This window comes from Sphingomonas sp. LT1P40 (assembly GCF_036663835.1).
Taxonomy (GTDB): domain Bacteria; phylum Pseudomonadota; class Alphaproteobacteria; order Sphingomonadales; family Sphingomonadaceae; genus Sphingomonas.
Map to the genome: position 1 here is coordinate 235,012 of NZ_JAXOJT010000002.1, position 25,041 is coordinate 260,052.

Consider the following 25,041-nt stretch of genomic DNA (forward strand, 5'->3'; position numbering starts at 1 on the left):
CTCAACTCCCAATCGGGCACATACAAACGTACACGGGGCGCACGCATTGCATCGCGCGCCGTTCCCCTCAATATGCGCGCACGCCCCCGCAAACAAGCGGGGTATGAGGAGCATGACAATGGGATTGTGGCAACGGCTGACCGGACGCAAGGCGGAAAATCCCGCTCTGGCGCTGTATCAGGCCGTGGTGGCGCACGGACGCGCGCCGCATTGGTATGAAGCGGGCGGCGTGCCGGATACGATCAACGGCCGATTCGACATGATCGCAACCGTGCTGGCGATCGTGCTGTTGCGGATGGAGGCCGAGCAGGAAGCGGCGGCGGCATCGGCGCAATTGGCCGAATGCTTCATCGACGATATGGACGGCCAGCTGCGCCAGAGCGGCGTCGGCGATGTCGTTGTCGGCAAGCGGATGGGCAAGATGATGGGTCTGGTCGGCGGACGGCTGGGTGCGTACCGCGACGGGCTTGCGAGCGAGGGGTTTGAGGATGCGTTGCTGCGCAACCTGTATCGCGGCGAACATCCCGGTGAGGCGGCTCTGGCGCATAGTGCCGGGGAATTGCGGGCGCTGCATACGGCGCTGGCCGGGGTGCCGTTGGACGCGCTGCTGGCCGGGCGACTGCCCGGATGACCCCGGAATTTTCGCGCCCGCACCGGCTCGACGCGATCGGCGCGGGGGATCGCTCAGTCGCGGTCGATGCGGATGAGGGAGAGCGCAAGGCGCTGGCCCGCCGTTTCGGGCTGATTGCGATCGACCGGCTGCACGCCAGCGGGACGATACGACAGGATGCCACGGGCATCGTCATGCGTGGCCATCTGTCCGGCGCGGTGGTGCAGGCGTGCAGCATCAGCGGCGACCCGGTCCCCGCCATTGTCGAGGAGGATTTCTCGATCCGCTTCGTGCCCGAAGCGGGCGCGGGCGAGGACGAGGTCGAGCTGACCGCAGACGATTGCGACACGGTGTTCTTTGCGGGCAGTGCGATCGACGTCGGCGAAGCCGTGGCGGAGACGCTGGCACTGGCGCTCGATCCCTTCCCGCGCGGCCCCACCGCCGACACGGCGCTGCGCGATGCCGGGGTGCTGAGCGAGGAAGATACGGGGCCGTTCGCGGCGCTGGCCGCGCTCAAGAAAAAGCTCAAATAATCGGCGTCAGCGGTGGGCGCCCATCGCAATAGGCGCTGGCGGGATCGTCGAACGGAAACCCCGCCGCCGCGACCACGCCCAGCAAACGGCGGACATTTTGCAGACTGTTATCGGTCACCGCCTGCGCCGTCGGGTGTGACAGCCAGGCTGGATTGACCAGAAAGCCGCCACGCACGCGGACCAGCTGACCGCCAGCCACCATCGCCGCGCAATGGCGGTTGGCGGTGGCGGCGGTGACGCCGATCGTGCGACCGGCGGCCAGCGCGCTGACCGGATGACTGGCGAAGCTGGGGTCGGGCGACAAGGGCTGGCCACGGCAATTGCCGGCCACGACGGTCGAGAACAGCACCAGATCGAGCCAGCCGGCATGTTTCTCTCGGTTGGTCTGGGTGACCGCCAGCATGATATCCGCCGCCGCGCGCACGCCCGTCGCCATATGATAGGGCGCGCGCCGGGTTTCGGGCACGGCGACACCGGTCTCTTTCAAATCTTCGACGAAGCGGGCGAAACAGTCGTGCGTCCAGCGCAGGAGCTGGGCGATGGCGGGACGCGCCAACCCTTCGGGCGTCACGTTGATGCGGTTTCCCGCCCGGTGGCACAGCCCGTCGGCCACCAGCGCCGTCACATGCCGCCGGATCGTTTCATAGGGTCGCCCCAGCGACTGCGCGAGCGCATGGACCGAGGTCGGCGCTATCGTCGCCGTCGCCGGGTCGGGCAGGCCGGTCACCCGCGTCGCCAACGTATAGATGACGAAACGGTCAAGCCGCCCGTCAAACGTGCGCACGCCATTGGCGGTGATGCTGGTCTGCAATTCGGCGAGCAGCCGCGTGATCGGCCGAATCCGGGCATGGTGCGAATCGATCGTCATGTGCCGAACGCTTGTAACGCCTTTGCCCCGCTCAGTCGCAGGGCGGCGGACAGGTCAGGCAGGCCGACTTGCCCTCGTCGCGCTTCACCGTGCCGCTGGCGGTGCGACTGCCGGTCGGCACCGCCTTGGGCGGGCGCTGTGTGCAGCGCGGCGGTTCGCTGTCGGTCGGCTGCCCTTCCGGTGGCGGTGGCGGTGGCGGTGGAGGTGGAGGGGGCGGCGGTGGAGGAGGAGGTGGCGGTGGCGGCGCAGGCATCACCGGCGCGGGCGGCGGGAGCGTCTGCGCCGCGACGATTGCCGCGGGCAGTGCGAACCATATCAATGCGACGATAACGTAGCGCATGCCTGTTCCCCATGGGGAGATTGCGCCGGATGCGGTAGAGAGTCAAAGCCGCGCCGCCGCCGCGCGAAGATCGGCAACGAACACCCCATATTCCTCGGCCTTGCGGGCTTCGTCGGGCAGACGCAGCAGGTAGCTCGGATGGACGGTGATCCAGGCCTCGCCGCCATCGGGCAGCGTAAGGGGATGGCCGCGTTCCTTCGATATGGTGACGGCCCGACCCAGCAGCGATCGCGCCGCCGTCGCGCCCAGCGCCACCGTCACCTTTGGGCGCACGAGCAACCGCTCCTGTTCGATCCACCAGCGGCACGCGGTGATCTCGCCCGCATCGGGCTTGGAATGGATGCGGCGTTTGCCGCGCGGCTCGAACTTGAAATGCTTGACCGCGTTGGTCAGGTACGCGGCGCTGCGGTCGATCCCCGCCTCCGCCAGTGCGCGGTCCAGCACTTGTCCGGCGGGACCGACGAATGGGTGCCCGGCCAGATCCTCCTGATCGCCCGGCTGCTCGCCCACCAGCATGAGCGGGGCATCGACCGGCCCCTCACCGAACACGGTTTGCGTCGCGTGTTTGAACAGGTGGCAACGGGTGCAGGTCGCGGCCTCGTCGCGCAACGCCGCCCACGCGGCTTCGCTGTTGCCGCCCGGAGCGGTGCGAGCGGCTTCGACCATGGCGATTTCCCGTGCTCTGGCCCCTGCGATCAGGCCCGGTACCAGCGCGGTTTCGGGCATGTTCTTCCAGTATTTGCGCGGCATTTCCTTCAGCATCGCGCCGGTCTTGAGCCGTGCGGGGTTGAAGATCGCGGCGTAATAGGTTTTCCAGATCGCCTCCGCCGGATCGTCCTGCGGCGCGTCTTCCTTGGTTGCGCCCGGCCCCTCGCTCAGCGTCTTGCCATCCCAGTGCAATGAAATGTCGGGCGTCAGGATCGACCAGTTCATCGAGTTGAAGCGATCGACGAAGAAGCGCGCATTGATGCGCGCGATATGATGTTCGGGCTCGAACCACGCGACGAAGCGCTGGGCATCATCGTCGGTCAGCTCACGAAAGCGCACGAAAGCGCGCATCTTGTGGATGTCGCGGCGAACCGCTTTCGTCATGCGTTCGAGCCGCTGGACCAGCGGATCGGCGCTGTCGTCGATCGCGTGCGGGTCGGCGGCGATACGCGCGAGCAGCGTGTAGAGCAATGCGAACCGCTGCGGGTCGCTGTGCAGGATCGCCTCCCGCGCAAGTTCGACGAAGCGGCGTGGCACGCGAAGTGCCGAACCCCCGCTGGTCAGCACGGCTTCGTCGCCGAACAGGTCGGTGGGGGCGTCACCGACCTGCCATGTCACATCCGCCGGTGGTACGCGCGCAGCCGCCAGCGCGCGCGCCGCATCGCGCCAGCCGTCGAAATCATCCTCTGCAGTGAGCGCGACAACCCGCATCAGGCGATCGGCTTACTCGCGGGCATCGCCGGGTAGTTCATCCTCAGCCCGCGCCAGTTCCTTGGGCTTGCGCTTCTCGAAGATCGCGGCGAGCTTTTTCTTGGTCTCCTCCGACAGACCCTTCGACGCGGCGGGAAACATCTCCTCCTCCTCTTCGTCGATATGATGGAGATAGCGGTGTTTCATCGTCTTGAAGCGGGTCAGCCAGCCGCTCGACGAGAATTCCATCTCGACCAGCTCGCCAAGCATGTCGTCGACTTCCTTGTGCTCCGACACCGAATGCCGCGCTTCGTCGCGCAAATCGGGGTTGGCGAGCATCGTCGCGTAGAGCGATTCTTCCTCGGCGGCGGCATGCGCCTGAAGTTCGAGGCGCAGTTCCTCGAACAGCTCGCGCCGTTCCTCGCTATCGCCACTGGTCTCGGCGATGCGGTCGAGCAGGTCGCGCTGACGATCATGGTCGGCGATCAAATCCTCGAAAATGCGGTCGGTGGCCATGCTGTGTCTCCTTCGCCGGTCAAACTGCCTGCGCGGGCAGTTGTTTCACCCGCGACTCATTCTCACGCAGCGAACAGTTCGAGTTGCTCGCGTTTGGGGGCCAGCAGGGTGCGCAGGTCAGCGCGATCCGTCAGCGCGAGGGGGCGCCAGTCGGATGCGATCAGAAACGGCCGCATCTTGGTGATCGACACTGTCAGCCGTCCGATATCGGCCAGCGTTAGCCTTCGCCAGCGACGCGCGGCGAGGATGCGATTGACCGCCTTTACCCCCAGCCCCGGTATGCGGAGCAGCGATTCGCGCGGCGCACGGTTCACGTCGACAGGGAAACTGGCGCGGTGTTTGAGCGCCCAAGCGAGTTTCGGGTCGATGTCGAGTGGCATCATGCCGGTGGCGGTATCGGCGGCGTCGGCAACCTCCTGTGGCGAATAATCGTAGAAGCGCATCAACCAGTCGGATTGGTAGAGCCGGTGTTCGCGCATCAGCGGCGGGCGCTGGAGCGGGAGCACGGCGCTGGCGTCGGGGATCGGGCTGAACGCGGAATAATAGACGCGGCGCAGGTTGAAGCGACCATAAAGCCCGGCGGCGCGCCCGACGATATCGCGGTCGGTCGCCGAATCCGCGCCGACAATCATTTGGGTGGACTGGCCGGCAGGCGCGAATTTGGGGGCCGAGCGGTATTTCTTCTTCGCATCGCCGCTGTCGTCGATACTGGTCTTGAGCGACTTCATCGCACCCTCGATCCGCGTGGCGGATTTTTCGGGGGCGAGGCGGGTGAGGCCGGCGACGGTGGGCAATTCCACGTTGATCGACAGGCGGTCGGCATACAGCCCGGCCTGATGAATCAGTTCCGGATCGGCGTCCGGTATCGTCTTGAGATGGATATAGCCGCGGAAATCATGATCTTCGCGCAAGCTGCGCGCGACCTCGACGATCTGCTCCATCGTGTAATTGGATGAACTGATGATGCCGGACGAGAGGAACAGCCCCTCGATATAATTGCGCCGGTAGAAATCGAGCGTGAGCTTGACGACTTCGGGCGCGGTGAAGCGCGCGCGGCGGACGTTCGAGCTTTTGCGGTTGATGCAATAATGGCAGTCGAAAATGCAGCTGTTGGTCAGCAGGATTTTGAGCAGGCTGATGCAACGGCCATCGGGCGCGTAGGCGTGGCAGATGCCCATGCCCTCTGTCGATCCCAGTCCCTTGCCGCCCGACGATTTGCGTTTGGCGGTGCCGGAGGACGAACAGCTCGCATCGTATTTTGCCGCATCGGCGAGAGTCGCGAGCTTTTCGCGGAGGTCGATCTGGGCCATTCGTTCCTTCTATGTTCTGGAACGAATGCTGTCCAGTCAGATACTTAGGCGTTCCCGCCGCACTGCCATCGCCAGCATTCCCGCCAGTGCGCCAGCCAATGCGAGATAGAGCCCCATCCCCGCCCAGGGCGACCAGCCCCAGAACTCGTTGGGAATCGTGCGAAGGTCGCCGCCCGCGAATTTGGGCCAGATATATTGAGTCAGCGGTTGGGTGTAGAAATCGGGGACCGTGATCTCGGCCGATGCGAAGATCAGGTTGAGGGCGATGCTGACGGCAAGAAATCCGATGCCCAGCCACTTCTCGACCCGGTTGGCGCTTGACCAGAAAGCGGCGAGGCCGATGGCGAGATAGGCGATGGCGGGTTGGGCGTGGCGCGGGCCGGTGGCGTGGCCGCCGTCCCAATAGATATAGGATGCGTGATAGAGGAACGCGATCACCGCGCCGGCGGTCAGCATGATGCCGAGGTCGCGGCGGGCCGGATCGCGCAACCGGGTCCAGATGCCGAACGGGGCAAGCGCGAGGACGGGCGCGACCCAGATCATCCCGCGCCGCTTGCCGCCGAGGATTTCCCACAGCACGTCGAGCTTTGGATAGGTCAGGCCGAAAAAGCCCTGCTTCATCCCCTCAAATCCGACCACGCCCGAATAGCCGGTCTGGAAGGCGTTGCCGAAGGTAGCGAGATTATAGGCGAAGAGCGGGATCGACGCGACGATGCCCCCGGCGAGTGTCAGAGCGATCGTGCGCAGGATGATGGGCCGCTCCCAGCCCCGGATGCGCCATAAGGCCCATAATGCGACCGGCGCACCGGTGAGGATCGTGCTGTGTTCGATCACGACTGCCCAGCCGAGCGCCAAGCCGGCGATCAGCGCATGGCGTCCGGGCGGACCGCCGCTGGTGCCGCGCCACACTGCCCACAGCGCGATGGCGATCAGCGCGGTGGCCGGGGCGTGGCCGAAATAGGTGGTGCTCCACCCCCACATCGTCGTCCCGAACGCAAAGCTCATGGCGGCGAACAGGCCCGCCGCGCGGCTGCCGGTCAGGCCGGTGCCGAGCGCGAGCAATGCGACCGCCGCCAGCGCGGTGAGGATCGCAGTCGTGAAAGCGATGGCGACGCGCATCCGCAATTGCAGGAAATCCTCCGCTGTCGGATCGTACAGCCGGTGGGGAATGTCGAAGCTGGTGCGGTTGGTGACCGCATTGGTCAACGCGACCCAGGGTAACGCCATCAGCGTCATGCCCGGTGCCTTGTCCATATAGAGGTGACCGTCGAACATCGCCTTGTCGATGGTCATGTCGCCAAAGCTGTCGATCCGGGCGTTCCCCTTCTCCACGATCGCGGTGGCCGCAAGAATTCGGGTCACACTATTGGGGTTGAACGCCCAGGATCCGAACCAGACGCACGATAACCAGACCAGCGCGAACAGCAGCACCGGAACCCGCCAGCGCCCGCGCGCATCAGCTGACAACATGCAAAATCCCCGAAATTCGCGCGGTGTTAGATCGGCTCGGTCGCCGGAATCAGTCGGGCAGCACTTTCTCAGCACGTTTGCGCGAATCGGCTTCGGCCTTGCCCGCCTGAATCTCGCGCGCGCCACAGCCGATCCCGCCGCCCGCGCCAACCGTGGTGCAGCTGCCGATACCCGAGTCGCCAGCCGTCAATGCAGAGCGTTGACGCACCGCCCAGCTTTCATTGGATGGCGTGACTTCTTGGTCGCGCAGTTCCTTTGGAATGCGGAAGCGCTCCTCGCCGGGGCGGCGCACGCAGATGACCACTTCATCGCCATCGGCGTTGGTCGGGCATTTGTCGTCGCCATAGATGACCAGCACGCCATTTTGCGGCGCGTTCTGCGCCGATGCGGCACCGGGCAGCGCGAAGGGTGCAACGGCCGCGGCAAGTCCCAAAAGAATCGTCTTCATCGTCAATTCCTTCCCGGCCCTAGAGCCGTTTCGATAACCCAATCGCACCCCGGCAAGCCAGCCGGATCGCCGCCGAGAGCAACGGATAGGCGGGTGCCGTTTCCGCTCCGGCCGCCAGCGCCGTGTCACGATGTTCCAGCTCTTCGGCCCGGAACTCCGCCACTGCATCGGACAAGGTCTGATCGTCCTCGCCCAGTGTCGCCAGCTGATCGCGATAGTGGATGTCGATCTCGGTCTCGACCGCCACCGTACACGCCATCGCCGCCGCCGGCCCGATTGCCGCCGTTGCCGCGCCAAGGGCGAACCCTGCGGCGTTCCACACCGGCTGCAACGCGGTCGGCCGGACGCCGCGCTGTGCAATCAACGCATCAAAGAAGCGTCGGTGCCGTTCCTCCTGATTCGCCATGCCCGCAATCGCGCGAGCGGTGTCGCTGCGGTCGCCCATCACCGCCAACTGCCCGGCATAGATGCGGGTGGCGCCATATTCGCCGGCCTGATCGACGCGAATCATCGATTCGACGCTTTCGCGGCGGTCGCCGGGTTTCCATCTCATGCTTGCCGTCCCTTGAACATCAGCACGGCGATCACCAGCGCGCCGCCGAGCGAGACGATCGCGTTCCATCCGGCGAGCGAAATGCCGAGAAAATCCCACGGCGCGACGTCACAGCGGATCAGCGGCGCGTTCATGATCGAATCGAGCGCGCTGCCGCCGCTGGCGAAATTGGTGGCGCAGCGGGTCAACCCTTCCCACCAGCCATATTCGACCCCGGCATGGAAGGCGCCGATCCCGCCGCTGCTCGCGATTCCCACCACCGCGAGCCACACCAGCGTGTCACGCGCAGGCTTCACTACGAACGACAAAGCGGCGGCGGCAATCGCGGCATAATGCGGCCAGCGCTGCCACATGCACATTTCGCACGGATACAGCCCGCCAAAATACTGGCTGCCCAGCGCGCCCGCCATCAGCGCGAGCGGGATCAGCAGCGCGAGGATCTGTGCGGTGCGTCGCGGCGGCATGGCGTTAGCGCTTGCCACCGCTCTTCGGCGAACCGCCGCCCGCCATGCGTGCGGGGGTGCCGATGCGGGCGATCGTCTGCAGCGCATAATGCAGCTGGAAATCCTCGATCCCCTGCTTTTTCAGCGTTTCCGGTGTCGCGGTGAAGCGCGGATCGGTCTTGGTATCTTCCTCCAGGATCGCATTATCGACCTTGGTCTCGTTGATCAGGTGACGGCGCAAATCGGCCTCACGGAATACCGGGCGCGATTTGTAATCGGCATCGGTCAGCTGCGGCACCAGCAGATCGGGCTCGATCCCGCCCTCCTGCACCGACTTGCCCGATGGGGTGTAATAACGCGCGGTGGTGAGGCGCAGCGCGGTACGCGGGCCGAGTTGCAGCAGCGTCTGCACCGATCCCTTGCCGAAGGTTTTCTCACCGATCACCAGCGCGCGGTGATGATCCTGTAGCGCGCCCGCGACGATCTCCGACGCCGACGCCGTCCCGGCATCGACCAGCACTACGATGGGCAGCCCGCGCGCGAGATCGTCGGCCTTGGCGTACCAGCGTTCGATATCCGGCTTCTCACGCCCGCGCTGCGACACGATCTCGCCATGCGACAGGAAGGCGTCGGTGACTTCAATCGCCTGATTCAACAGCCCGCCGCCATTGGCGCGCAGATCGATGACATAGCCCTTTGGCTTGCCGCCCAATTGCTTTTCGATCGCCAGGATGCCGGCGCGCATATCGGCGGCGGTGGTGGCGGAGAAAGTGTTGATGTTGAGGATGCCGATGCCGTCCTTGACCTCCCACTTCACCGCCTTTTGAATGATGGTTTCGCGGGTCAGCGTCACCTCTATCGGCTTGTCGCGGCCGGGACGGACGAGGCGCAGCTGGATCTTCGTCCCCGGCTCGCCGCGCATCTGGGTGATCGCCTCATCCAGCGTGCCGCCATAGATCAGCTTGCCGTCGAGATGCGTGATGAAATCGCCCGATTTGATGCCCGCCCGCGCCGCCGGGGTATCCTCGGTCGGCGTCACGACCTTGACCGCGCCGTCCTCCATCGTGACCGACAGGCCCAGGCCGCCATAATTGCCATCGGTGGCGAGGCGCATATTGTCGAACGCGAGCGCATCGACGTAGCTGCTGTGCGGATCGAGCGACGCCAGCATGCCGTCGATCGCACCCTTGATGAGCGTCTTGTCGTCGACCTTTTCGACATAGTCCGCCTTTACCCGCGCATAAACATCCATGAACGCATCGAGTTCGCGGTAGCTCGACGTATCGACGCTCGCCATTGCGCCGGTGGTGAGCGGAATGAGGGCGAGTGCGCCGACGGCGGCGGTGACTTGAAGAACGGGACGGACCATGACGATGTTTTCCTGATACGATCTGAACGCAGGATAGACGAAAATGCGGGCGCTGCGAACTTCAATCCAGCAATTGTGCCAGATCGACCGGACGGCCCTTACGGCGTAGCTCGACAGTAATGCGCGGCGTCTCGCCCGGTGGCGCACGGCCGAGCGGGCTGCCCTGGATCAATTGTTCGCCGACGCGGACCATCACGCGATCGAGTCCGGCGACCAAAGAGGTCCAGCCGCCGCCATGATCGAGGATGACGATGTTGCCGTATCCGCGAAACTTGCCGGCATAGATGACCCGCCCGCCGGTGGGGGCGACGATCTGCGCGCCGGGCCAGGTGGCGAGGGTGAGGCCGCGTGAGCGCACGCCCTCCGCCGACAATTCGCCAAGACCGGTAACGACGGTGCCCGACACGGGCAGGCGGTACGGCGGCGGGGTGCGGGTGTCGCGGACGATGGCGGCGGGAGCCCCCGCCCCTTCGGCACCGGGCCGGGGGAGCGGGCCGGGAAGCGCCTCCAGCGCCTCACGCGTTTCCGCCGCCTCGCCCATATTGTCCATCAGATCGACCAGATCGCGCGCCTGCTCGCCCAGTGCCAGTGCGCGGTCGGACTCGAACATCGCGTCGCGGCGATAACCGACCGAGCGCAGCCGGTGCTCGCCCTCCATGCGGACCAGCGCGAGCCTTTCATTCTCCAGCCGGGCGCGCCCGTCGTGCAGACTGCGCACCGCCAGATCCGCGCCCTCGCGCAGGCGGCGGGTGCGAGCGACCTCGGCGCGGACATCGTCGGTGCGGGCGCGCACGATCGGGGTCACCGTCGCCAGCACGGCGCGAACATGGACGATGTCGGCGGTAGAACCGGGCTGGACGATGCCGAGAATCGCGGGACGGCGCGCGAGCGATTGCAGCGCAGCGATCAGGCGCGCGACCGGCCCCTGCCGTTCGGCCAGCCGGGTGCGTTGCGCCGCGAGCATGCGATCGACGATGGCGATGCGCGCGCGGGCGGCGGCGATCTCGGCTTCGGCCGCCTGGATGCTGGCGGCGATGGCGGCTTCGCGTGTGCGGGCGCGACGCGCTTCGTCGCGTTCGGTGGCGGCAGCGGCCTGTAGTGTGCGGACGCGGGCTTCGGCGGCTTTGGCGGCCTTGTTCGCGGTCTGAAGCTGCGCTTGTTGTTCGGCCAGCGTGGGCGTTTGGGCAACGAGCGCGCTGCCGCCTGCCGTCAGGCAAAGGGTGGCTGCTGCGATTAGGCTCAGACGACGCATGCCCTAGCCTTCACGATGATAGGGGTGGTTGGCAAGGATGCTCGTCGCGCGCCACAATTGCTCGACCAGCATCGCGCGGGCCAGCAGATGCGGCCAGGTGGCGCGCCCGAACGAGATCAGCAGATCGGCGTCCGCGCGCTCGGCATCGCCGAAGCCGTCCGCCGCGCCGATCAGGAAGCGGGCCTCGCGCACGCCATCGTCGCGCCATGCGCCCAGTCGTTCGGCGAGGATGCGCGAGGGCAGATTTTCGCCCTTCTCGTCGAGGAGGATGCGGCGTGTGCCAGGGGCCAGATCGGGCAGCTTGCCGCCCTGATCGGGAAGTTCTGTCACCTTGTGCGGCCAAGTCACGCGTTTGAGATAGCGTTGGACCAGGTCGGCCTCGGGTCCACGCCCGATGCGCCCCCGCGCGACGATGTGCAGGAGCATGGAGCGTTACGCTCAGGCTTTGCCGGAAGGCCCGTCGCCAAACGCCCACATGCGTTCGAGATTGTAGAAAGTGCGCACTTCGGGGCGGAACAAATGGACGATCACGTCGCCCGCGTCGATCAGCACCCAGTCGGCGGTCGGCAGACCTTCGACCCGCGGGCTCTGGCCATATTCTTCCTTGATCTTCTGCGCCAGCTTGTTGGCCATCGAGGCGACCTGACGCGTCGAACGGCCGCTCGCCACGACCATATAGTCGGCGATGCTGCTCTTGCCCGCGAGCGGGATCGACACGGTTTCGACCGCCTGATCGTCGTCGAGCGAGGTGAGGATGAGCTGATGCAACGCTTCGCCGACCAGGACTTTCTCCGGGACAGGGGCCTTTTCGGCGGCGGGGTCGACTTGGGTAGAAGCGGGCAACGAGGTTCCTTCAGCGTGCGTCATATGTGCCGTTCTTTAGCGAAAGCGGATAGCGCCGGTGCCAGCCGGGATCGGCGGCGCGCAGGCGGGTCGCCGAGGTAGGATCAGGGCGGAAGCGCAGCAGCACCAGGGCCGGCAAACTCCACTTGGTCCATTTCTTCGCCTGACGTGCGGGCCGCACAAAGCGCCGCAGCCAACCCATCGCAGGACTTGCATGGGCGTCCGCGTCATAGCCCGGACGGGCGATCACCGCAATCGGAACCTGTCGCGCGATTTGCCGCCACCCTTTCCATGCATGGAACTGACCCAGATTATCGGCCCCCATCAGCCAGATGAAGCGGTGTTTGGGGTAGAGCCGGGGGAGTTTGGTGAGCGTATCGACGGTGTAGCGGGTCTTGAGCCGCTGTTCGATCGCGGTCGGGCGGATCGGGGCGTGCCGCGCCATCGCTCGTGCCGAACCAATCCGCGCGGCGAACGGGGCCATGCCCTTTGCCTCCTTCAACGGGTTGCCGGGGGAGACCATCCACCACACTTCGTCGAGCTGGAGCGCGCGCAGGGCGTGGAGCGAGATCGCGCGGTGCCCGCGATGCGCGGGGTTGAACGAACCGCCGAGGAGACCGATGCGTTTCAAGGTTCGACGAACCAGTCCTCGCGTTCATGCTGTACGCGCAAAATCTGTAACTTTGCGCCAACCAGTCGATACAAGATCAGGTGTGGCGTATCGATTACGCGGAGTGCGCGAATTCCCTCGCCGATCGGCCGACCGCCATGCGGAAATTCTTCAAGGAAGCGCGCGCGCCGACGGATATGCACCAAGGTAACCAGCGCTATTTCGGGGCGTGCGTTCTCACTCAGCCATTCTTCGATCGCGCGAAGATCTTCGAGCGCGGGCTCCGTCCAGTCTAGCCGCGGCATCGCGCCTCATGCTTGGCGATCATGGCCTCAAGTTCGGCCATCACGACTTCATGCGGAACCAGTTCGCCACGGTCTGCGGAATCGATTCCCACCTGAATAAACGCCATCAAATCGGCATCGCTTTCAGCGACCCGGCGAATTGCTTCAGCTGCAAAATCAGCGCGCGAGCGCCCTTGGGCGGACGCCAACCGGTCCACGAGATTCAGCGTATCGGGATCAACGCGAGCGGTAATGACAGCCGTTTTGCTCATGACGCGATTGTATACATTTGTATTCGGCCGTTCAACCCCGCGCCTGCCCCGTCCCGCGCACTACCCATTTATAGGTTGTCAGCCCCTCCAGCGCGACCGGGCCGCGGGCGTGGAGGCGGCCGGTGGCGATGCCGATTTCGGCGCCCAGACCGAACTCGCCGCCATCGGCGAACTGGGTGGAGGCATTCCACATGACGATCGCGCTGTCGACGCCGTTCAGGAAGCGTTCGGCGGTGGTGGCATCTTCGGTGACGATCGCGTCGGTGTGATGCGATCCATGCGCGGCGATATGCGCCATGGCATCCTCGATACCGTCGACCAGCCGCACCGACAGGATCGAGTCAAGATATTCGGTGTCCCAATCCTCTGTGTTGGCGGCGATCATGCGCGGTTCCAGCGCCCGCACTTGCGGGTCGCCGCGCAGTTCGCAGCCCGCTTCGATCAATGCGGCAAGGATCGGTGCGGGATCGGCAAAGGCGCGGTCGATCAGCAAAGTCTCGGTCGCGCCGCACACGCCGGTACGCCGCATCTTCGCGTTGACTGCCAGATCGCGCGCCATCGCAGGATCGGCGGCGGCGTCGATATAGGTGTGGTTGATCCCGTTGAGATGCGCGAGCACGGGTACGCGCGCTTCGGCCTGCACGCGCGCGACCAGGCTTTTGCCGCCGCGCGGGATGATGAGGTCAATCAGGCCGTCCGCCCGCAGCATCGCGCCGACCGCCGCGCGGTCGGTCGTGTGGACCAGTTGCACCGCATCCATGGGCAGTCCGGCACTGGCAAGCCCTTGGGCAAAGGCCGCATGAATCGCGCGGTTGCTGTGCGCCGCCTCGCCGCCGCCGCGCAGGATCACGGCATTGCCGCTCATCACGCACAACGCCGCCGCATCGGCGGTGACGTTGGGGCGGCTTTCATAGATGATGCCGATCACGCCGATGGGCACGCGCACGCGGCTGAGCTGCAGACCATTGGGGCGTTCGCTGCGGTCAATCACTTGCCCGACCGGATCGGCCAGTCCCGCGACCGCCTCGACCCCCGCCGCCGCACTCTCCAGTCGAGCCGGGTCGAGCCGCAGCCGGTCGAGCAACGCCGCGCTCAGGCCATTCGCTTCCGCCGCCGCGACATCTGTGGCGTTGGCTGCGAGTATCACATTCCCCTGCACACGCATCGCGGCGGCCGCAGCGCGCAATCCTTCCGCCTTGCGCGCAGTCGGGAGGGCGGCGAGCGTCACGGCAGCGGCGCGCGCATGCTGGCCAAGCTCGGCGATAAGGGCTTCGGGCGTCTGATCCATGGCATATCGCGGCTATCATGCCACCGCGCGAAAGTCCCTATCGCGTCTGCTTTGCGTCGCTGTTAGTCAGGCTTCATGGGTGAGTTCGACGCAGCGGGGGATATCGTCAGCGGCGGCCTGATGGCACGCGCTGTCGAACCGGGTCATGGCGAGGGCGAGGATGCGCATCACGGCCCGTGCCTGAACTGCGGCACCACCCTGGCTGGTCCCTATTGCCACCGCTGTGGACAGACGGCGCATGTCCACCGCACGATCGGCGCGATCGGGCACGAGATCCTGCACGGCGTCGTCCATTTCGAGGGCAAGCTGTGGAACACGCTGCCATTGCTGTTCCTGCGCCCCGGCGAGCTGACCCGCCGCTATATCCATGGCGAGCGCGCCTATTTCGTGTCGCCGATGGCGATGTTCCTGTTCTCCGTCTTCACGATGTTCGCGGTGCTGCAGATCATGGGCGTGTCGCCCCCCGCCGAACTCGGCAGCAAACAATTTGCGCAGGGAATGGAAGTTGCGCGCAAACCGACCGAGGACAAACTTGCCCAGCTGCGCGACACCCGCGCAACGGCGGCCAAAGGCAGCGCCCGGGCGGCCGACTTGGACAAGCGGATCGCGCGGATGGAAGGCGAGCTGCGCAAGCTGAAGGAAGTGCCGGTCCTGCTCGGCGATGCGCAGACGCGTACGGTCAACATCAACACCGGCTGGGCGCGGCTCGACAAGGGCGTCGCCAAGGCACAGGCCAACCCCGGCCTCGCGCTCTACAAGCTTCAGACCAACAGCTATAAATTCAGCTGGGCGCTGATCCCCTTGTCGATCCCGTTCGTCTGGTTGTTGTTCGCATGGCGGCGGCAGTTCAGGGGGTATGACCACGCCGTGTTCGTGACCTATTCGCTCGCCTTCATGTCGCTGTCGTTCATCCTGCTGACGATCGCCGGCGCGCTGGGGCTGGGGTCGGACGCGATTGCCATGATTGCGATGATCGGGGCACCGGCGCACATCTATTTCCAGATGAAGGGCGCGTACCGGCTACGCTGGTGGAGCGCGGCACTGCGGACGTTCGTCCTGCTCCAGCTGATCCTGTTCGTCGTGCTGATTTTCTGCTTCCTGCTACTGGGTCTGGGGCTGTTGGGTTAGGTTGGACAAGGCCAGCGGCGCTTCATGATCTGGTAGAATGCCGTCTTCATGTTCATCGATCGTTGCGCGGGTGGAATCGCTTCGAGATCGGCGAGGAACGCGTCGGGCTTGATCTTTGCCGCCGCGCTGCCCTCGGGCGGGGGGCAGCTGTGCGGCGGGCGACCGGCCGCGCGATCGGCGCGCAGATCGGCACGATAGCTGGTCGCCACCGATTTGATCTCCGCCCGCACCGGCGCAAGGTCCGACGAAAAGATCGCCAGCGGCCCCTTTGCTTTGAGCGCCCGCGCCTTCACCAGAAAAGCCTCGACCGTCATCGCTTGTGCACTGACGGGCATCACGACGAATGCGGCAGCGATCATCCAGAACAACTTCATTCATCTCTCCCCGGCTGGCATCATGGCCCAAGACAAGCTGCTGGGGCAATGTGTGAATTCGTCAGCTTCACAGCGGCCCGGCGCGCGCTAAAGTCGCCCGCGTTTCAAACGGGGATTCCCAATTATGATTATCGGCATCGACCTCGGCACGACCAACAGTGCCGCGGCGGTCTGGCGCGACGGGGCGGCGGCGCTGGTGCCGAATCGGCTGGGGCATTTCCTCACCCCCAGCGCGGTGAGCATCGCCGATGACGGCACGGTCATCACCGGCCTTGCCGCGCGCGAACGGATGGCAAGCCACCCCGAGGTCACCGCGACCGCATTCAAACGCTATATGGGCACGCGTCGCACCGCGCAGCTGGGCAAGCGCAGTTTCACGCCGGAGGAATTGTCGGCGCTGGTGTTGCAAAGCCTGAAATCGGATGCCGAGGCGTTTCTGGGCAAGCCGGTGACCGAGGCTGTCATCACCGTCCCCGCCTATTTCAACGACAAGCAGCGGAAAGCAACGCACCGCGCGGGCGAGTTGGCCGGGCTGAAGGTCGAGCGGCTGGTCAACGAGCCGACCGCCGCCGCGCTCGCTTACGGCATCCATCAGCTGGCCGACGAATCGCGCTTTCTGGTGTTCGATCTGGGCGGTGGCACGTTCGACGTGTCGATCGTCGAGATTTTCGAGGGGATTATCGAGGTGCGCGCCTCGACCGGCGATAATCATCTGGGCGGCGAGGATTTCAACGAACTGCTCGTCGCAATGATGCGCGAAGCCCATGCCGACGCGTTCGGCAATGCCGGGCGCGGCGACGACGCGCTTCACCAGAAACTGCGCGAGACCGCCGAGCGGACGCGACGCGCGCTGTCGGGTGCGGCGGAGGTCGAAATGCGGCTGGTGTGGCGCGATCAGGAATATCGCCATGCCGTCACCACCACCGCGTTCGAGGAGGCGGCCAAGCCGCTGATCGACCGCTTACGCGAGCCGGTGCTGCGGTCGATGCGCGATTCGGGGATCAAGAGCGCGGAGCTCAGCGAGATCATCCTGATCGGCGGGTCGACGCGGATGCCGATCGTGCGCGGGGCGGTGACGCGGATGTTCGGGCGCTTTCCCAACGCGACCGTCAACCCGGATGAGGCCGTCGCGCTGGGTGCGGCGGTGCAGGCTGGCCTCAAATCGCGCGATTCGGCGCTGAAGGAAGTCGTGGTCACCGATGTTTGCCCCTATTCGCTGGGCGTCGAGGTTGCGCGGCGATTGCCTGGCGGCGGAATCGAGGACGGCATTTTCGCCCCGATCATCGAACGCGGCACGGTGATCCCGGCCAGCCGCATGCACACATTTTCCACCATGAACGACAACCAGACCAAGGTGGAGATGGGCATCTATCAGGGCGAAGCACGGCTGGTCCGCGACAATGTCGAGATCGGGCGGACCGAAGTGCGGATGCCGCGCGGCCCGGCGGGGCAAGCGGTCGATGTGCGCTTTTCCTATGACGTGTCCGGGCTGCTCGAAGTCGATATCGTCGTGCCCAAGACCGGGGAGAAGATCAGCCTGACGATCAACGACGGCATGGCCGGCGACGCGGCGGCGCTGGAAAAGGCGCGGGCGTCGCTGGCGGGGCTGAAGACACACCCGCGCGACGAGGGCGAGAACAAGGCGGCGATCGCGCGCGGCGAGAAATGCTTCGAGAATTTCCTGGGCGATCAGCGCATCTGGGTGGGCGAAGTGATCGGCCGCTTTACCGCCGCGCTGGAGACGCAGGACCCGCGCGCGATCGAGGCGGCGCGCAAGGAATTGCACGAGGCGCTCGACGCGCTGGAAGGCGAAACCTTCCTGTGACGGTCCGTCCGTGAAGCCATGGTGGGATGTGCTCGGCGTCCCGCGCGGGAGCGACCGCGCGGTGATCCGGCGTGCCTATGCAAAGCAACTCAAGGTCACCAATCCCGAGGACGACCCCGAAGGCTTCATGACGTTGCGTCAGGCCTATGAGTCGGCGCTGAACTGGGTCGATTATGACGATTACGATTATGACGAAGGTGACGGGGACGAAACGTCCGGTGCGTTTGCCGGAGGCGATGCGGTTCAGCGCACCGAATGGGCGGAGCGGTCGGCCGAACCGGCCGAACCCGATCCCTTTGCCGAGACGCGCGCGGCGGATCAGGCCGATCTGCGTCGCCGGACCGCCGCGCTGGAGGCAGGTCTGCGCGGGCCATGGCATGGCGATGCCGCAGCGCTCGCCGCGCGGCTCGACGCGATCCTCGGCGCACCCGCGCTGATCGAGATCGATACGCGCGATAGCATCGAATATTGGCTGTCCAATCTGCTCGCCGACACCGTGCCGCGCAGCGACGCCATCCTGATTCAGGCGGTGGAGACCTTCGGCTGGGAAGATGAAGGCAACCACCCGCCCGCAGTCTGGCGAATTCTGAGCCGCATCGACGAATGGCGGATGATCGAGTCGCTGAACAACAGCAATCACGACCTGTCGGCCGGATGGCGCACGCTGACGCGCGGCAAGGAACCGGACTGGCAGCGCCGCATCGGCGCGCTGCGGCCCGGTGTCGCGGCGCAGGTCCAGCAATTGTTCGACCTTGCCGGTTATCAGGTGCCGGGGATCGTCCATAGTTTCGAGCCGCACGCGGCGGCGTGGTGGCGGGACCATCTCGACAAACCACGTTTCGGCTTTCTCGATCTTGGCGCGCTGCTGATCGCTGCGATCGGTGCGCTGATCTGCACGCTTGCGATCGAGCCGCTCACCGTTCGGATAGTGAGCGCGGTCGCAGCGCTGGTTGCGGGCATCGGCTTTGCGGTGGTGCGATTGCGGATCGTCGCGCCGTGGCGGCGGCGGCGCGAAGAAATGGGGTTCCAGCCGGGCTGGTCTACGCATGGCTGGGCCGGCCTGTGGCTGGCGGCGGCGCTGCTGATTATCTGGACGCCCGCCAGCGACTGGATGGCGGGAATTGTCGCTGCCTTGTGCGCGGTGGCGAGTCTGTGGATGGCGGTGGCCGTGGGGCGCGAGCCGCAGATCGGCAATGTGCTGGGCCGCGTGGTTTCGTTCGGCGCGTTGGCCCTGCTCGGCGCGGCGGCGTTCTTTGCGCTGTCGGGTCCGGAAAAGCTGGCGTTGCTGGCATTTGCGGCGGCATCGATGTTGATCGGCGCGACCGGCGCGGGCGCAATTGCCGAGCTATTGTGGCGTGCGGGTGCGCGGCCGGTGATGGCGGCGGCGGTGCTGGCGGGGCTGTTGCTGGCTGCGGCGGCCGGCCGGTCTTGGTTGCCGGCGGCACCCCAGCCCTTGCTGCCATGGGGCGCCGCCGCGATCACCGGCATGGTGTTGATGGCGGCGGTGCGCGAGCAGCATGACGGCAGCTGGGCGGCGCGGATGGCACCGTTCCTGCGCTGGGGATTGTGGATCGTGCTGGTGGTCGCGGCGGTGATGTCGGCACCGGAGATTGAGCGCAGACCGGTCGAGCTGCCGATCCAGCAGCTGGAACGGAACGAACCCGGTTTCACGGCGCTGAAAGACGGCAATCCGGGCCTGTACGCAGCAGTATCGGCCGTCTGGCAGCAGCAAGCGGACGGCAAGCGGAGCCGTGACGAGGCGTCGCGCGAGATCGACCGGCTGGTCAACATCGCTTACCGCGCGCGGCTGCCCGAGGCATCGTCGGCGCTGCTGGCCAGCGAGTTCGACATCCGGCTGGCGACGATGCGCGAGTATCGCACGCTGGACCTGCGTGCATGCGCGGCGGGCGAGCAACAGGATACAAGCCGGACGCTGAGCAAGGAACTGCTCCAGCGCCATTACCGTCACGCGTTGGCAGTCGCCGCGAGTAGCCCCACAACGGTCGCCGATGGAGAGGCCGGACGTGAGGTAGCAACCACCGAACTGCTTCGCGTTGCCGCCAACGGCGATGCTCGCCGGTCAGCGGCACTGAACGACGCGATGCGGGGCAGCGACCTAAAGGCGAAGTGCGACGCCCGGATCGCGCTGATGGAAGCGTTGAGCGCGCAGCCCGATGCCGATGTCGCCAAAACGATGCGGCCCGCGCTCATCGCGCGGGCCGCAGAGTCGCCACCTGAATCGTCAGCGAAGCCGAAGAGCGGCGATCAAGCCCCCTGAGGGGCCGGATTGCCGAACGGACCCTTGGGACGCCGCGTCTTGGGGATCGACGTGCCTGCCGCCACGACCGGCTTGCCCGACGCACTCGGATCGGGCCGCCCGATATCGCCATCGGCCAACAGCTTCTTGATCTCGTCGCCGCTCAGCGTCTCGTACTCGAGCAGCGCGCCGGCCAGCTTGTGCAGCTCGTCGAGATGGTCGCTCAGCACGGTCTTGGCGCGGGTCAGTCCGCCCTCGACGATCGCGCGGATTTCGTCGTCGATCAGCTGCTGCGTCTGGTTCGACATGCGCACGACCTGCGACGAACTGTAACCGAGGAAGCTCTCGCCTTCTGGCTGCGAGTATTCGACCGGGCCGACCTTGTCCGACATGCCCCATTTGGTGACCATGTCGCGGGCGAGGCCGGTGGCGTATTGAATGTCGCCCGATGCGCCGGACGAGACCTTGTCGTAGCCGAAGATCACTTCCTCGGCGACACGACCGCCCATCGCAACCGCGAGGTTCGCATACATCTTGTCGCGGTGATAGCTGTACGAATCCCGCTCGGGCAGCCGCATGACCATACCCAGCGCGCGACCGCGCGGGATGATCGTTGCCTTGTGGATCGGGTCCGATGCCGGCTCGTGCAGCGAGACGATGGCGTGACCGGCCTCATGATAGGCGGTCATGCGCTTTTCGTCGTCGGTCATGACCATCGAGCGGCGTTCCGCGCCCATCATGACCTTGTCCTTGGCCTCCTCGAACTCCAGCATTGCGACCAGTCGCTTGCCCTTGCGCGCGGCGGTGAGAGCGGCTTCGTTGACGAGGTTTGCGAGATCGGCACCCGAGAAGCCCGGCGTGCCGCGCGCGATGGTGCGCGCATCGACATCGGGGGCCAGCGGCACCTTCTTCATATGGACCTGAAGGATCTTCACGCGCCCTTCGATATCCGGGCGCGGCACGACGACCTGACGATCGAAACGACCCGGACGCAGCAGCGCGGGATCGAGCACATCGGGACGGTTGGTGGCGGCGATGATGATGATGCCTTCGTTCGCCTCGAACCCGTCCATCTCGACCAGCAGCTGGTTCAGCGTCTGTTCGCGCTCGTCATTGCCATTGCCCAGACCCGCGCCGCGATGGCGACCGACTGCGTCGATTTCGTCGATGAAGACGATGCACGGGGCCGATTTCTTGGCCTGTTCGAACATGTCACGCACGCGGCTGGCGCCGACGCCGACGAACATCTCGACGAAATCCGAGCCGGAAATGGTGAAGAACGGCACGCCCGCCTCACCCGCAATCGCGCGGGCGAGCAGCGTCTTGCCAGTGCCGGGCGAGCCGACCAGCAGCGCACCCTTTGGAATTTTGCCGCCCAGCCGCGCGAATTTGGTCGGGTCCTTGAGGAATTCGACGATTTCCTCCAGCTCCTCACGCGCTTCGTCGATGCCGGCGACGTCGTCGAAGGTGACCTTGCCCTCTTTCTGCGTCAGCAGTTTCGCACGACTCTTGCCAAAGCCCATCGCGCCCGATCCGGAGCCTTTCTGCATCTGGCGCAGCACGAAGAACGCGATGCCGAGGAAGAGCAGGAATGGCAGCGACTGATAGAGGAGATACAGCCAGATCGACGGCTGCTCCTCCGGCCGCGCGCTGATCGTCACGCCCTTTTCTCGTAGTTTCGGGACAAGCTGCGGATCGGGAATCGCGTTGGTGCGGAACTTGCCGTCGTTTGTGAAGGTGCCGGTGATGACATTGCCCGCGACGTTGACGTCCTTAACTGTGCCGCCGTCGACCTTGTCCAGGAACTCGGAATAGGCGATCGTCGTGCCCGCCGTCGTGCTCGCGCGCGTGTCGAACATCGTCACGAACAGCGCGAGCGCGGCGAGGATGCCCACCCAGATGAGGAGGCTCTTCATCCAGGGATTGCCGTTATTCTCGGGACCCTGCTGCTTGTCGTTATCGTTCATCGGTTTCCGGCTACCTTGATTCCTCAGTGAAGATAGGCGCTGTCAGGTTAATGGCAATGGAACAGCTTCGATCAGAGTGATCGGCGCGGCGGGGCGGGGCGAAAGTGCCAGCTGCCGCTATTGTCTGGAGTAACCAGAAGCCCGGCCTGAGTTGCGGCACTACCGACTGCGAGCGCGTCGAGCAGTGCTTCGACATTGGTTGCATCGGAAAATGGCGGGATAGCGATGCCATGCACCGCGCGGGTCTCGACAAGCGCCTTGCGGATCAAACGACGCTGAATTTCGCGCGGGAGATCAGTGGCATTCAGCCGTCGTCGCCCTTCCTGCCAGCGATTTGTCCAGAACAGATCGGTCAATTCGCTCAGCGCGGCATCCGATTCGGCGATGTGCGCCGCGGATTCTGCCAGTGCGGCGGGGTCGAGCAAGGTTTGATGAGTCAGGAAATCCCGGAAAACCGTTCGATCATACCGTGTGTCGGCATTGGTGGGATCGTCGATCCACGGCGCGCCGGACGCTTCCACGATCATCCGCAACCTGCCGCGTCGCCACCCCAGTAGCGGTCGGAGCAACAGGCATGTGCCGAACCGATAGGGCCGAATCCCGCTTAATCCGGCGACCCCCGATGCGCGATTCAGGCGCATCAGCAGGGTCTCGGCCTGATCGTCCGCGTGATGCGCGGTGAGTAGTGGATATGCACCGATCCGCGACGCCCACGTCATTAGCGCATCGTAACGCGCTTCGCGCGCTTGCTTCTGCAAGCTGACGCCTGAAATCGGCGTTGCGGGCGATAGCGTCTCATGCGGCACGCCGAGCTGAGTGCAAACGACCGCCACCATCGCAGCTTCGGCAGCTGCTTCGACACGCAGTCCGTGATCGACTGTGGCTACCGCGATGCGGCCAGGGAAGGCGGCAACGGCGAGCAGCAACATCGCCATGCTGTCCGCGCCACCCGACACTGCCAGTGCGATCCGGGCGTCGTCCGCCAGGTCATCGCCCAGCGCGCGAACGCACAACAGGTTGAAATCAGCCGCAAACCGCTCGACCCATTTTGGATCGGGCGGTGTCAGCTCATTTGCACTTGCTGGCGGAGCGGCCGGTTGCGACATCCATTTTCATGCCTTCTGAAATCCGGTCGCCATAGACCTGGGTCAGTTCGTCATAGACCTTGCACACCTCGCTCGCCGGCTTCTTCATCTTCACCAGCGCCTGTGCGAGATAATAGAGCGAATCCGGCGCGCGTTCGCCGTTCGGCATCTTCTGGTAGCTCTCGAAGAATGCGGTCGCGGCCATTGCCGGCTTGCCCTGATCGAGCAGCGCGCGGCCCAGCAAATTCTGCGAATAGCTGGCGCGGCGGTGCTTGGGGTATTTCTGGACGACGGTGCGCAGTTCCGGGATCGCCTTGTCATATTGCTTCGCCTGCCACAGGCGGAAGCCATAGACATAGCCGTCCTCGGCGGGGTCGCTGGTGCTGGGCCGCTCGATCCCGGCGACCGGCGTGGTCGGTGCTGACGTCGCGGGGCCGCCGGTCGCTGGGGTCGGGCGCGTGCCGCCAGTCGTGGGGCGCGTGCCGCCGGAACGGGTGCCGCCAGTGACGGGCGGCGAGGCGGGTTCGCCGCCGACCGCCGACGCCGATTCCTCGAGCACCCGCAACCGCGCATCGGTCGAGCGCTTGTACGCGGTGAACGCCTCTTCCAGCTGGCGGACCTTATACTGGGTCTGCTCGATCTGCCCGGTCATCTGCGACAGCTGCGATTCCATCGCGTTGACGCGCGCGTTCAGGTCGCTGACGACGCCCGACGCAGGCGATCCCGGCGCATTTTGCGACTGTTGCGGGCCGGTGATCTGTGGCTCGACGGTTTGCCCCGCACCGCCCGGAAACACCTTGCGCTGCACCGCGCGCATTTCGCGCTCCAGCCGGTCGACGCGGCCCTCGATCCCGGTTTGAGCCGCGCCACGGCTGGTCTGCGCCGCCACCGGCATCGCCACCGTGGCCAGCATGATGCCCATCGTCCATTTCATCGTCATACGCATCGGGACACCCCCCACAGGTGCAAGTTCATCAAAGGTCTATACATCGCATGGCGAAGCTGTCGCCACGCTTAAGCGCCCGTGGCATTCGCCGCCGGTTCGGGTGCGGCCTCGACCGGCGGTGGCGCCGGATTGGCCGCGCGCGACGGCGACGTCGCCGGTAGACGCCGCGCCTGCGGGGTCGCCGATGCGCGCGGGGCGGGCACAGCCACCGCCGGTGTCGCAGACGCGCCCGCAGTTCCGCGTGCCATCAGCGCCTCGGCACTGATCGGCACATCCATCAGCGCGATCCCCGCCGGACCCAGTGCCGCCACGTTCGATCCGTTGACCGTTACCTGCAGCGCTTCGGGGCGCCCGATATTGATCATCGGGCCGTTCGCATTGGCCGGCACGTCATAGCGTTCGCCCGGTGCCATTTCCTTTTCGAACAACCGCGCGCCCCCGGCATCATAGATCCGCAGCCACACTGGTTCGGTCGCAATCAGCGTGACCTGACCGCCCGCGGCGGGCGCCGGCGTGGGGGTCGGTTCAACGACCGCCGATGCGGTGGCGGTCGGCTCCGGCACGGGTTCGCCGCTGCTGCGGAACAGGTCGGTGCCGTACCACAGGCCCACACCGACCAGCAGCAGGACCGCGATCGCCGCCCCGGCCCAGGCCAGCACGCCCGGCGGTTCGCGCACCGGATCGGTCGGATCATAGCTTTCATAGACCTCGCGCGCGGCAAAGGTTTCGGAGGTTTCGGCGCGCAATTCCTGCGCCAGTGCGACTTCGTCCGCACCGACCGCGCGGGCATAGGCCTTGACGAAGCCGATCGCATAAGTGGGCGACGGGAGCCCCGAATAGTCCCCGGCCTCGATCGCCTGCAAATGACGCAACGGCACGCGCGTGCGCGTGGCGATATCGGCCAGCTCCATGCCCTGCGCCAGCCGCGTATCGCGCAGCTTTTCCCCGACCTTCACCGGGAATAGCGTGGGGTTTTCGCTGCGTTCGCCGTCCATTCAGTCGCTCCGGTCGCTTCGGGGGGGTGAAGCCGCGCTGCGGTGTCCCCTGTCCTT

At 65.7% G+C, this 25,041-nt stretch carries 27 protein-coding genes; 5 read left to right on the forward strand and 22 right to left on the reverse strand.

Annotated elements, in window-relative coordinates; translation table 11 throughout:
- The first annotated feature begins 112 nt into the window (after positions 1–112).
- Together U1702_RS12500 and U1702_RS12505 are read left to right on the forward strand one after the other, a co-directional pair.
- Positions 113–631: a ubiquinol-cytochrome C chaperone family protein gene (locus U1702_RS12500; RefSeq protein ID WP_443026842.1), complete on the forward strand. Its 519-nt coding sequence runs from the start codon at positions 113–115 to the stop codon at positions 629–631.
- Positions 628–1,143 (forward strand): YceD family protein, encoded by a 516-nt coding sequence (locus U1702_RS12505; protein WP_332725098.1) that lies wholly within the window; start codon positions 628–630, stop codon positions 1,141–1,143. The genes U1702_RS12500 and U1702_RS12505 overlap by 4 nt, the downstream gene beginning before the upstream one ends.
- On the opposite strand, the gene U1702_RS12510 is transcribed toward U1702_RS12505, so the two are convergent.
- The 17 genes from U1702_RS12510 to U1702_RS12590 form a co-directional block, all read right to left on the reverse strand.
- The gene (locus tag U1702_RS12510; RefSeq protein WP_332725100.1) at positions 1,136–2,011 is read right to left on the reverse strand and encodes a hypothetical protein; all 876 of its coding nucleotides are present in this window, start codon (positions 2,009–2,011) and stop codon (positions 1,136–1,138) included. The two genes, U1702_RS12505 and U1702_RS12510, sit on opposite strands and share 8 nt — an antisense overlap.
- On the reverse strand, positions 2,008–2,325 hold the full coding sequence (locus U1702_RS12515) for a hypothetical protein (RefSeq protein WP_332725102.1): 318 nt from the start codon (positions 2,323–2,325) through the stop codon (positions 2,008–2,010). The genes U1702_RS12510 and U1702_RS12515 overlap by 4 nt, the downstream gene beginning before the upstream one ends.
- Before the next feature lie 68 nt (positions 2,326–2,393).
- Positions 2,394–3,770, reverse strand: coding sequence for a UdgX family uracil-DNA binding protein (locus tag U1702_RS12520; protein WP_332725105.1), 1,377 nt, complete (start codon positions 3,768–3,770; stop codon positions 2,394–2,396).
- Positions 3,771–3,782: 12 nt separating this feature from the next.
- A complete protein-coding gene (locus U1702_RS12525) occupies positions 3,783–4,265 on the reverse strand; it encodes a hemerythrin domain-containing protein (protein WP_332725106.1) in 483 nt (160 codons plus the stop codon).
- Positions 4,266–4,327: 62 nt separating this feature from the next.
- Positions 4,328–5,575, reverse strand: a complete 1,248-nt coding sequence (locus U1702_RS12530) for a putative DNA modification/repair radical SAM protein (protein WP_332725107.1) — start codon at positions 5,573–5,575, stop codon at positions 4,328–4,330.
- A 36-nt stretch (positions 5,576–5,611) separates the two neighbouring features.
- Entirely contained in the window at positions 5,612–7,045 is a 1,434-nt protein-coding gene (locus U1702_RS12535; protein ID WP_332725109.1) for a hypothetical protein, read from the reverse strand.
- Positions 7,046–7,094: 49 nt separating this feature from the next.
- Complete coding sequence (locus tag U1702_RS12540) at positions 7,095–7,493, reverse strand: hypothetical protein (RefSeq protein ID WP_332725111.1); 399 nt, start codon at positions 7,491–7,493, stop codon at positions 7,095–7,097.
- A 19-nt stretch (positions 7,494–7,512) separates the two neighbouring features.
- Positions 7,513–8,046: a demethoxyubiquinone hydroxylase family protein gene (locus tag U1702_RS12545; RefSeq protein WP_332725113.1), complete on the reverse strand. Its 534-nt coding sequence runs from the start codon at positions 8,044–8,046 to the stop codon at positions 7,513–7,515.
- Positions 8,043–8,510 carry a disulfide bond formation protein B gene (locus U1702_RS12550; protein WP_332725115.1) on the reverse strand — a complete coding sequence of 156 codons (468 nt, stop codon included), beginning with the start codon at positions 8,508–8,510 and terminating at the stop codon, positions 8,043–8,045. The genes U1702_RS12545 and U1702_RS12550 overlap by 4 nt, the downstream gene beginning before the upstream one ends.
- 4 nt (positions 8,511–8,514) lie before the next feature.
- Positions 8,515–9,858: a S41 family peptidase gene (locus U1702_RS12555; protein WP_332725116.1), complete on the reverse strand. Its 1,344-nt coding sequence runs from the start codon at positions 9,856–9,858 to the stop codon at positions 8,515–8,517.
- 61 nt (positions 9,859–9,919) lie between these two features.
- Positions 9,920–11,110 carry a murein hydrolase activator EnvC family protein gene (locus tag U1702_RS12560; RefSeq protein ID WP_332725118.1) on the reverse strand — a complete coding sequence of 397 codons (1,191 nt, stop codon included), beginning with the start codon at positions 11,108–11,110 and terminating at the stop codon, positions 9,920–9,922.
- Between the two features lie 3 nt (positions 11,111–11,113).
- Positions 11,114–11,536, reverse strand: coding sequence for a 23S rRNA (pseudouridine(1915)-N(3))-methyltransferase RlmH (locus U1702_RS12565; protein ID WP_332725120.1), 423 nt, complete (start codon positions 11,534–11,536; stop codon positions 11,114–11,116).
- A gap of 12 nt (positions 11,537–11,548) precedes the next feature.
- Positions 11,549–11,977 carry a ribosome silencing factor gene (gene rsfS, locus U1702_RS12570; protein WP_443026843.1) on the reverse strand — a complete coding sequence of 143 codons (429 nt, stop codon included), beginning with the start codon at positions 11,975–11,977 and terminating at the stop codon, positions 11,549–11,551.
- Positions 11,964–12,584, reverse strand: coding sequence for a nicotinate-nucleotide adenylyltransferase (locus tag U1702_RS12575; RefSeq protein WP_332725124.1), 621 nt, complete (start codon positions 12,582–12,584; stop codon positions 11,964–11,966). Before U1702_RS12575 ends, rsfS begins: the two co-directional genes overlap by 14 nt.
- A complete protein-coding gene (locus U1702_RS12580) occupies positions 12,581–12,868 on the reverse strand; it encodes a type II toxin-antitoxin system RelE/ParE family toxin (protein ID WP_332725126.1) in 288 nt (95 codons plus the stop codon). The genes U1702_RS12575 and U1702_RS12580 overlap by 4 nt, the downstream gene beginning before the upstream one ends.
- Complete coding sequence (locus tag U1702_RS12585; RefSeq protein WP_332725128.1) at positions 12,856–13,119, reverse strand: CopG family ribbon-helix-helix protein; 264 nt, start codon at positions 13,117–13,119, stop codon at positions 12,856–12,858. The genes U1702_RS12580 and U1702_RS12585 overlap by 13 nt, the downstream gene beginning before the upstream one ends.
- A 31-nt stretch (positions 13,120–13,150) precedes the next feature.
- A complete protein-coding gene (locus U1702_RS12590; RefSeq protein WP_332725130.1) occupies positions 13,151–14,407 on the reverse strand; it encodes a glutamate-5-semialdehyde dehydrogenase in 1,257 nt (418 codons plus the stop codon).
- A 75-nt stretch (positions 14,408–14,482) separates the two neighbouring features.
- Between U1702_RS12590 and U1702_RS12595 the strand changes: the two genes are divergently transcribed.
- Positions 14,483–15,535 (forward strand): DUF3667 domain-containing protein, encoded by a 1,053-nt coding sequence (locus tag U1702_RS12595; RefSeq protein WP_332725132.1) that lies wholly within the window; start codon positions 14,483–14,485, stop codon positions 15,533–15,535.
- Here U1702_RS12595 and U1702_RS12600 read toward each other — a convergent pair.
- A complete protein-coding gene (locus tag U1702_RS12600; RefSeq protein WP_332725134.1) occupies positions 15,532–15,909 on the reverse strand; it encodes a hypothetical protein in 378 nt (125 codons plus the stop codon). The two genes, U1702_RS12595 and U1702_RS12600, sit on opposite strands and share 4 nt — an antisense overlap.
- Positions 15,910–16,033: 124 nt before the next feature.
- Here U1702_RS12600 and U1702_RS12605 point away from each other — a divergent pair, with 124 nt between their 5' ends.
- Entirely contained in the window at positions 16,034–17,734 is a 1,701-nt protein-coding gene (locus tag U1702_RS12605; RefSeq protein WP_332725136.1) for an Hsp70 family protein, read from the forward strand.
- Positions 17,735–17,744: 10 nt separating this feature from the next.
- Positions 17,745–20,012 (forward strand): J domain-containing protein, encoded by a 2,268-nt coding sequence (locus tag U1702_RS12610; RefSeq protein ID WP_332725138.1) that lies wholly within the window; start codon positions 17,745–17,747, stop codon positions 20,010–20,012.
- Here the strand turns inward: U1702_RS12610 and ftsH are convergent.
- The 4 genes from ftsH to U1702_RS12630 form a co-directional block, all read right to left on the reverse strand.
- Positions 20,000–21,958 carry an ATP-dependent zinc metalloprotease FtsH gene (ftsH, locus tag U1702_RS12615; RefSeq protein WP_332725140.1) on the reverse strand — a complete coding sequence of 653 codons (1,959 nt, stop codon included), beginning with the start codon at positions 21,956–21,958 and terminating at the stop codon, positions 20,000–20,002. The genes U1702_RS12610 and ftsH overlap by 13 nt on opposite strands.
- A 71-nt stretch (positions 21,959–22,029) precedes the next feature.
- A complete protein-coding gene (gene tilS / locus U1702_RS12620) occupies positions 22,030–23,064 on the reverse strand; it encodes a tRNA lysidine(34) synthetase TilS (RefSeq protein ID WP_332725143.1) in 1,035 nt (344 codons plus the stop codon).
- Positions 23,027–23,989, reverse strand: coding sequence for a tetratricopeptide repeat protein (locus U1702_RS12625; protein ID WP_332725145.1), 963 nt, complete (start codon positions 23,987–23,989; stop codon positions 23,027–23,029). The genes tilS and U1702_RS12625 overlap by 38 nt, the downstream gene beginning before the upstream one ends.
- Before the next feature lie 68 nt (positions 23,990–24,057).
- A complete protein-coding gene (locus tag U1702_RS12630; protein ID WP_332725147.1) occupies positions 24,058–24,984 on the reverse strand; it encodes a helix-turn-helix domain-containing protein in 927 nt (308 codons plus the stop codon).
- Between the last annotated feature and the right edge of the window lie 57 nt (positions 24,985–25,041).

Excerpts from the sequence above, each read along its gene's own strand:
- U1702_RS12600 (WP_332725134.1), bottom strand. The coding sequence starts at position 15,909 with ATGAAGTTGTTCTGGATGATCGCTGCCGCATTCGTCGTGATGCCCGTC.
- U1702_RS12530 (WP_332725107.1), bottom strand. The coding sequence starts at position 5,575 with ATGGCCCAGATCGACCTCCGCGAAAAGCTCGCGACTCTCGCCGATGCG.
- U1702_RS12580 (WP_332725126.1), bottom strand. The coding sequence starts at position 12,868 with ATGCCGCGGCTAGACTGGACGGAGCCCGCGCTCGAAGATCTTCGCGCG.
- U1702_RS12535 (WP_332725109.1), bottom strand. The coding sequence starts at position 7,045 with ATGTTGTCAGCTGATGCGCGCGGGCGCTGGCGGGTTCCGGTGCTGCTG.
- U1702_RS12500 (WP_443026842.1), top strand. The coding sequence starts at position 113 with ATGACAATGGGATTGTGGCAACGGCTGACCGGACGCAAGGCGGAAAAT.
- U1702_RS12510 (WP_332725100.1), bottom strand. The coding sequence starts at position 2,011 with ATGACGATCGATTCGCACCATGCCCGGATTCGGCCGATCACGCGGCTG.
- rsfS (WP_443026843.1), bottom strand. The coding sequence starts at position 11,977 with ATGACGCACGCTGAAGGAACCTCGTTGCCCGCTTCTACCCAAGTCGAC.
- U1702_RS12515 (WP_332725102.1), bottom strand. The coding sequence starts at position 2,325 with ATGGTTCGCACTGCCCGCGGCAATCGTCGCGGCGCAGACGCTCCCGCC.
- U1702_RS12595 (WP_332725132.1), top strand. The coding sequence starts at position 14,483 with ATGGGTGAGTTCGACGCAGCGGGGGATATCGTCAGCGGCGGCCTGATG.
- U1702_RS12585 (WP_332725128.1), bottom strand. The coding sequence starts at position 13,119 with ATGAGCAAAACGGCTGTCATTACCGCTCGCGTTGATCCCGATACGCTG.
- U1702_RS12590 (WP_332725130.1), bottom strand. The coding sequence starts at position 14,407 with ATGGATCAGACGCCCGAAGCCCTTATCGCCGAGCTTGGCCAGCATGCG.
- U1702_RS12540 (WP_332725111.1), bottom strand. The coding sequence starts at position 7,493 with ATGAAGACGATTCTTTTGGGACTTGCCGCGGCCGTTGCACCCTTCGCG.
- tilS (WP_332725143.1), bottom strand. The coding sequence starts at position 23,064 with ATGTCGCAACCGGCCGCTCCGCCAGCAAGTGCAAATGAGCTGACACCG.
- U1702_RS12565 (WP_332725120.1), bottom strand. The coding sequence starts at position 11,536 with ATGCTCCTGCACATCGTCGCGCGGGGGCGCATCGGGCGTGGACCCGAG.
- U1702_RS12550 (WP_332725115.1), bottom strand. The coding sequence starts at position 8,510 with ATGCCGCCGCGACGCACCGCACAGATCCTCGCGCTGCTGATCCCGCTC.
- ftsH (WP_332725140.1), bottom strand. The coding sequence starts at position 21,958 with ATGAACGATAACGACAAGCAGCAGGGTCCCGAGAATAACGGCAATCCC.
- U1702_RS12505 (WP_332725098.1), top strand. The coding sequence starts at position 628 with ATGACCCCGGAATTTTCGCGCCCGCACCGGCTCGACGCGATCGGCGCG.
- U1702_RS12630 (WP_332725147.1), bottom strand. The coding sequence starts at position 24,984 with ATGGACGGCGAACGCAGCGAAAACCCCACGCTATTCCCGGTGAAGGTC.
- U1702_RS12525 (WP_332725106.1), bottom strand. The coding sequence starts at position 4,265 with ATGGCCACCGACCGCATTTTCGAGGATTTGATCGCCGACCATGATCGT.
- U1702_RS12625 (WP_332725145.1), bottom strand. The coding sequence starts at position 23,989 with ATGCGTATGACGATGAAATGGACGATGGGCATCATGCTGGCCACGGTG.
- U1702_RS12555 (WP_332725116.1), bottom strand. The coding sequence starts at position 9,858 with ATGGTCCGTCCCGTTCTTCAAGTCACCGCCGCCGTCGGCGCACTCGCC.
- U1702_RS12545 (WP_332725113.1), bottom strand. The coding sequence starts at position 8,046 with ATGAGATGGAAACCCGGCGACCGCCGCGAAAGCGTCGAATCGATGATT.
- U1702_RS12605 (WP_332725136.1), top strand. The coding sequence starts at position 16,034 with ATGATTATCGGCATCGACCTCGGCACGACCAACAGTGCCGCGGCGGTC.
- U1702_RS12520 (WP_332725105.1), bottom strand. The coding sequence starts at position 3,770 with ATGCGGGTTGTCGCGCTCACTGCAGAGGATGATTTCGACGGCTGGCGC.
- U1702_RS12560 (WP_332725118.1), bottom strand. The coding sequence starts at position 11,110 with ATGCGTCGTCTGAGCCTAATCGCAGCAGCCACCCTTTGCCTGACGGCA.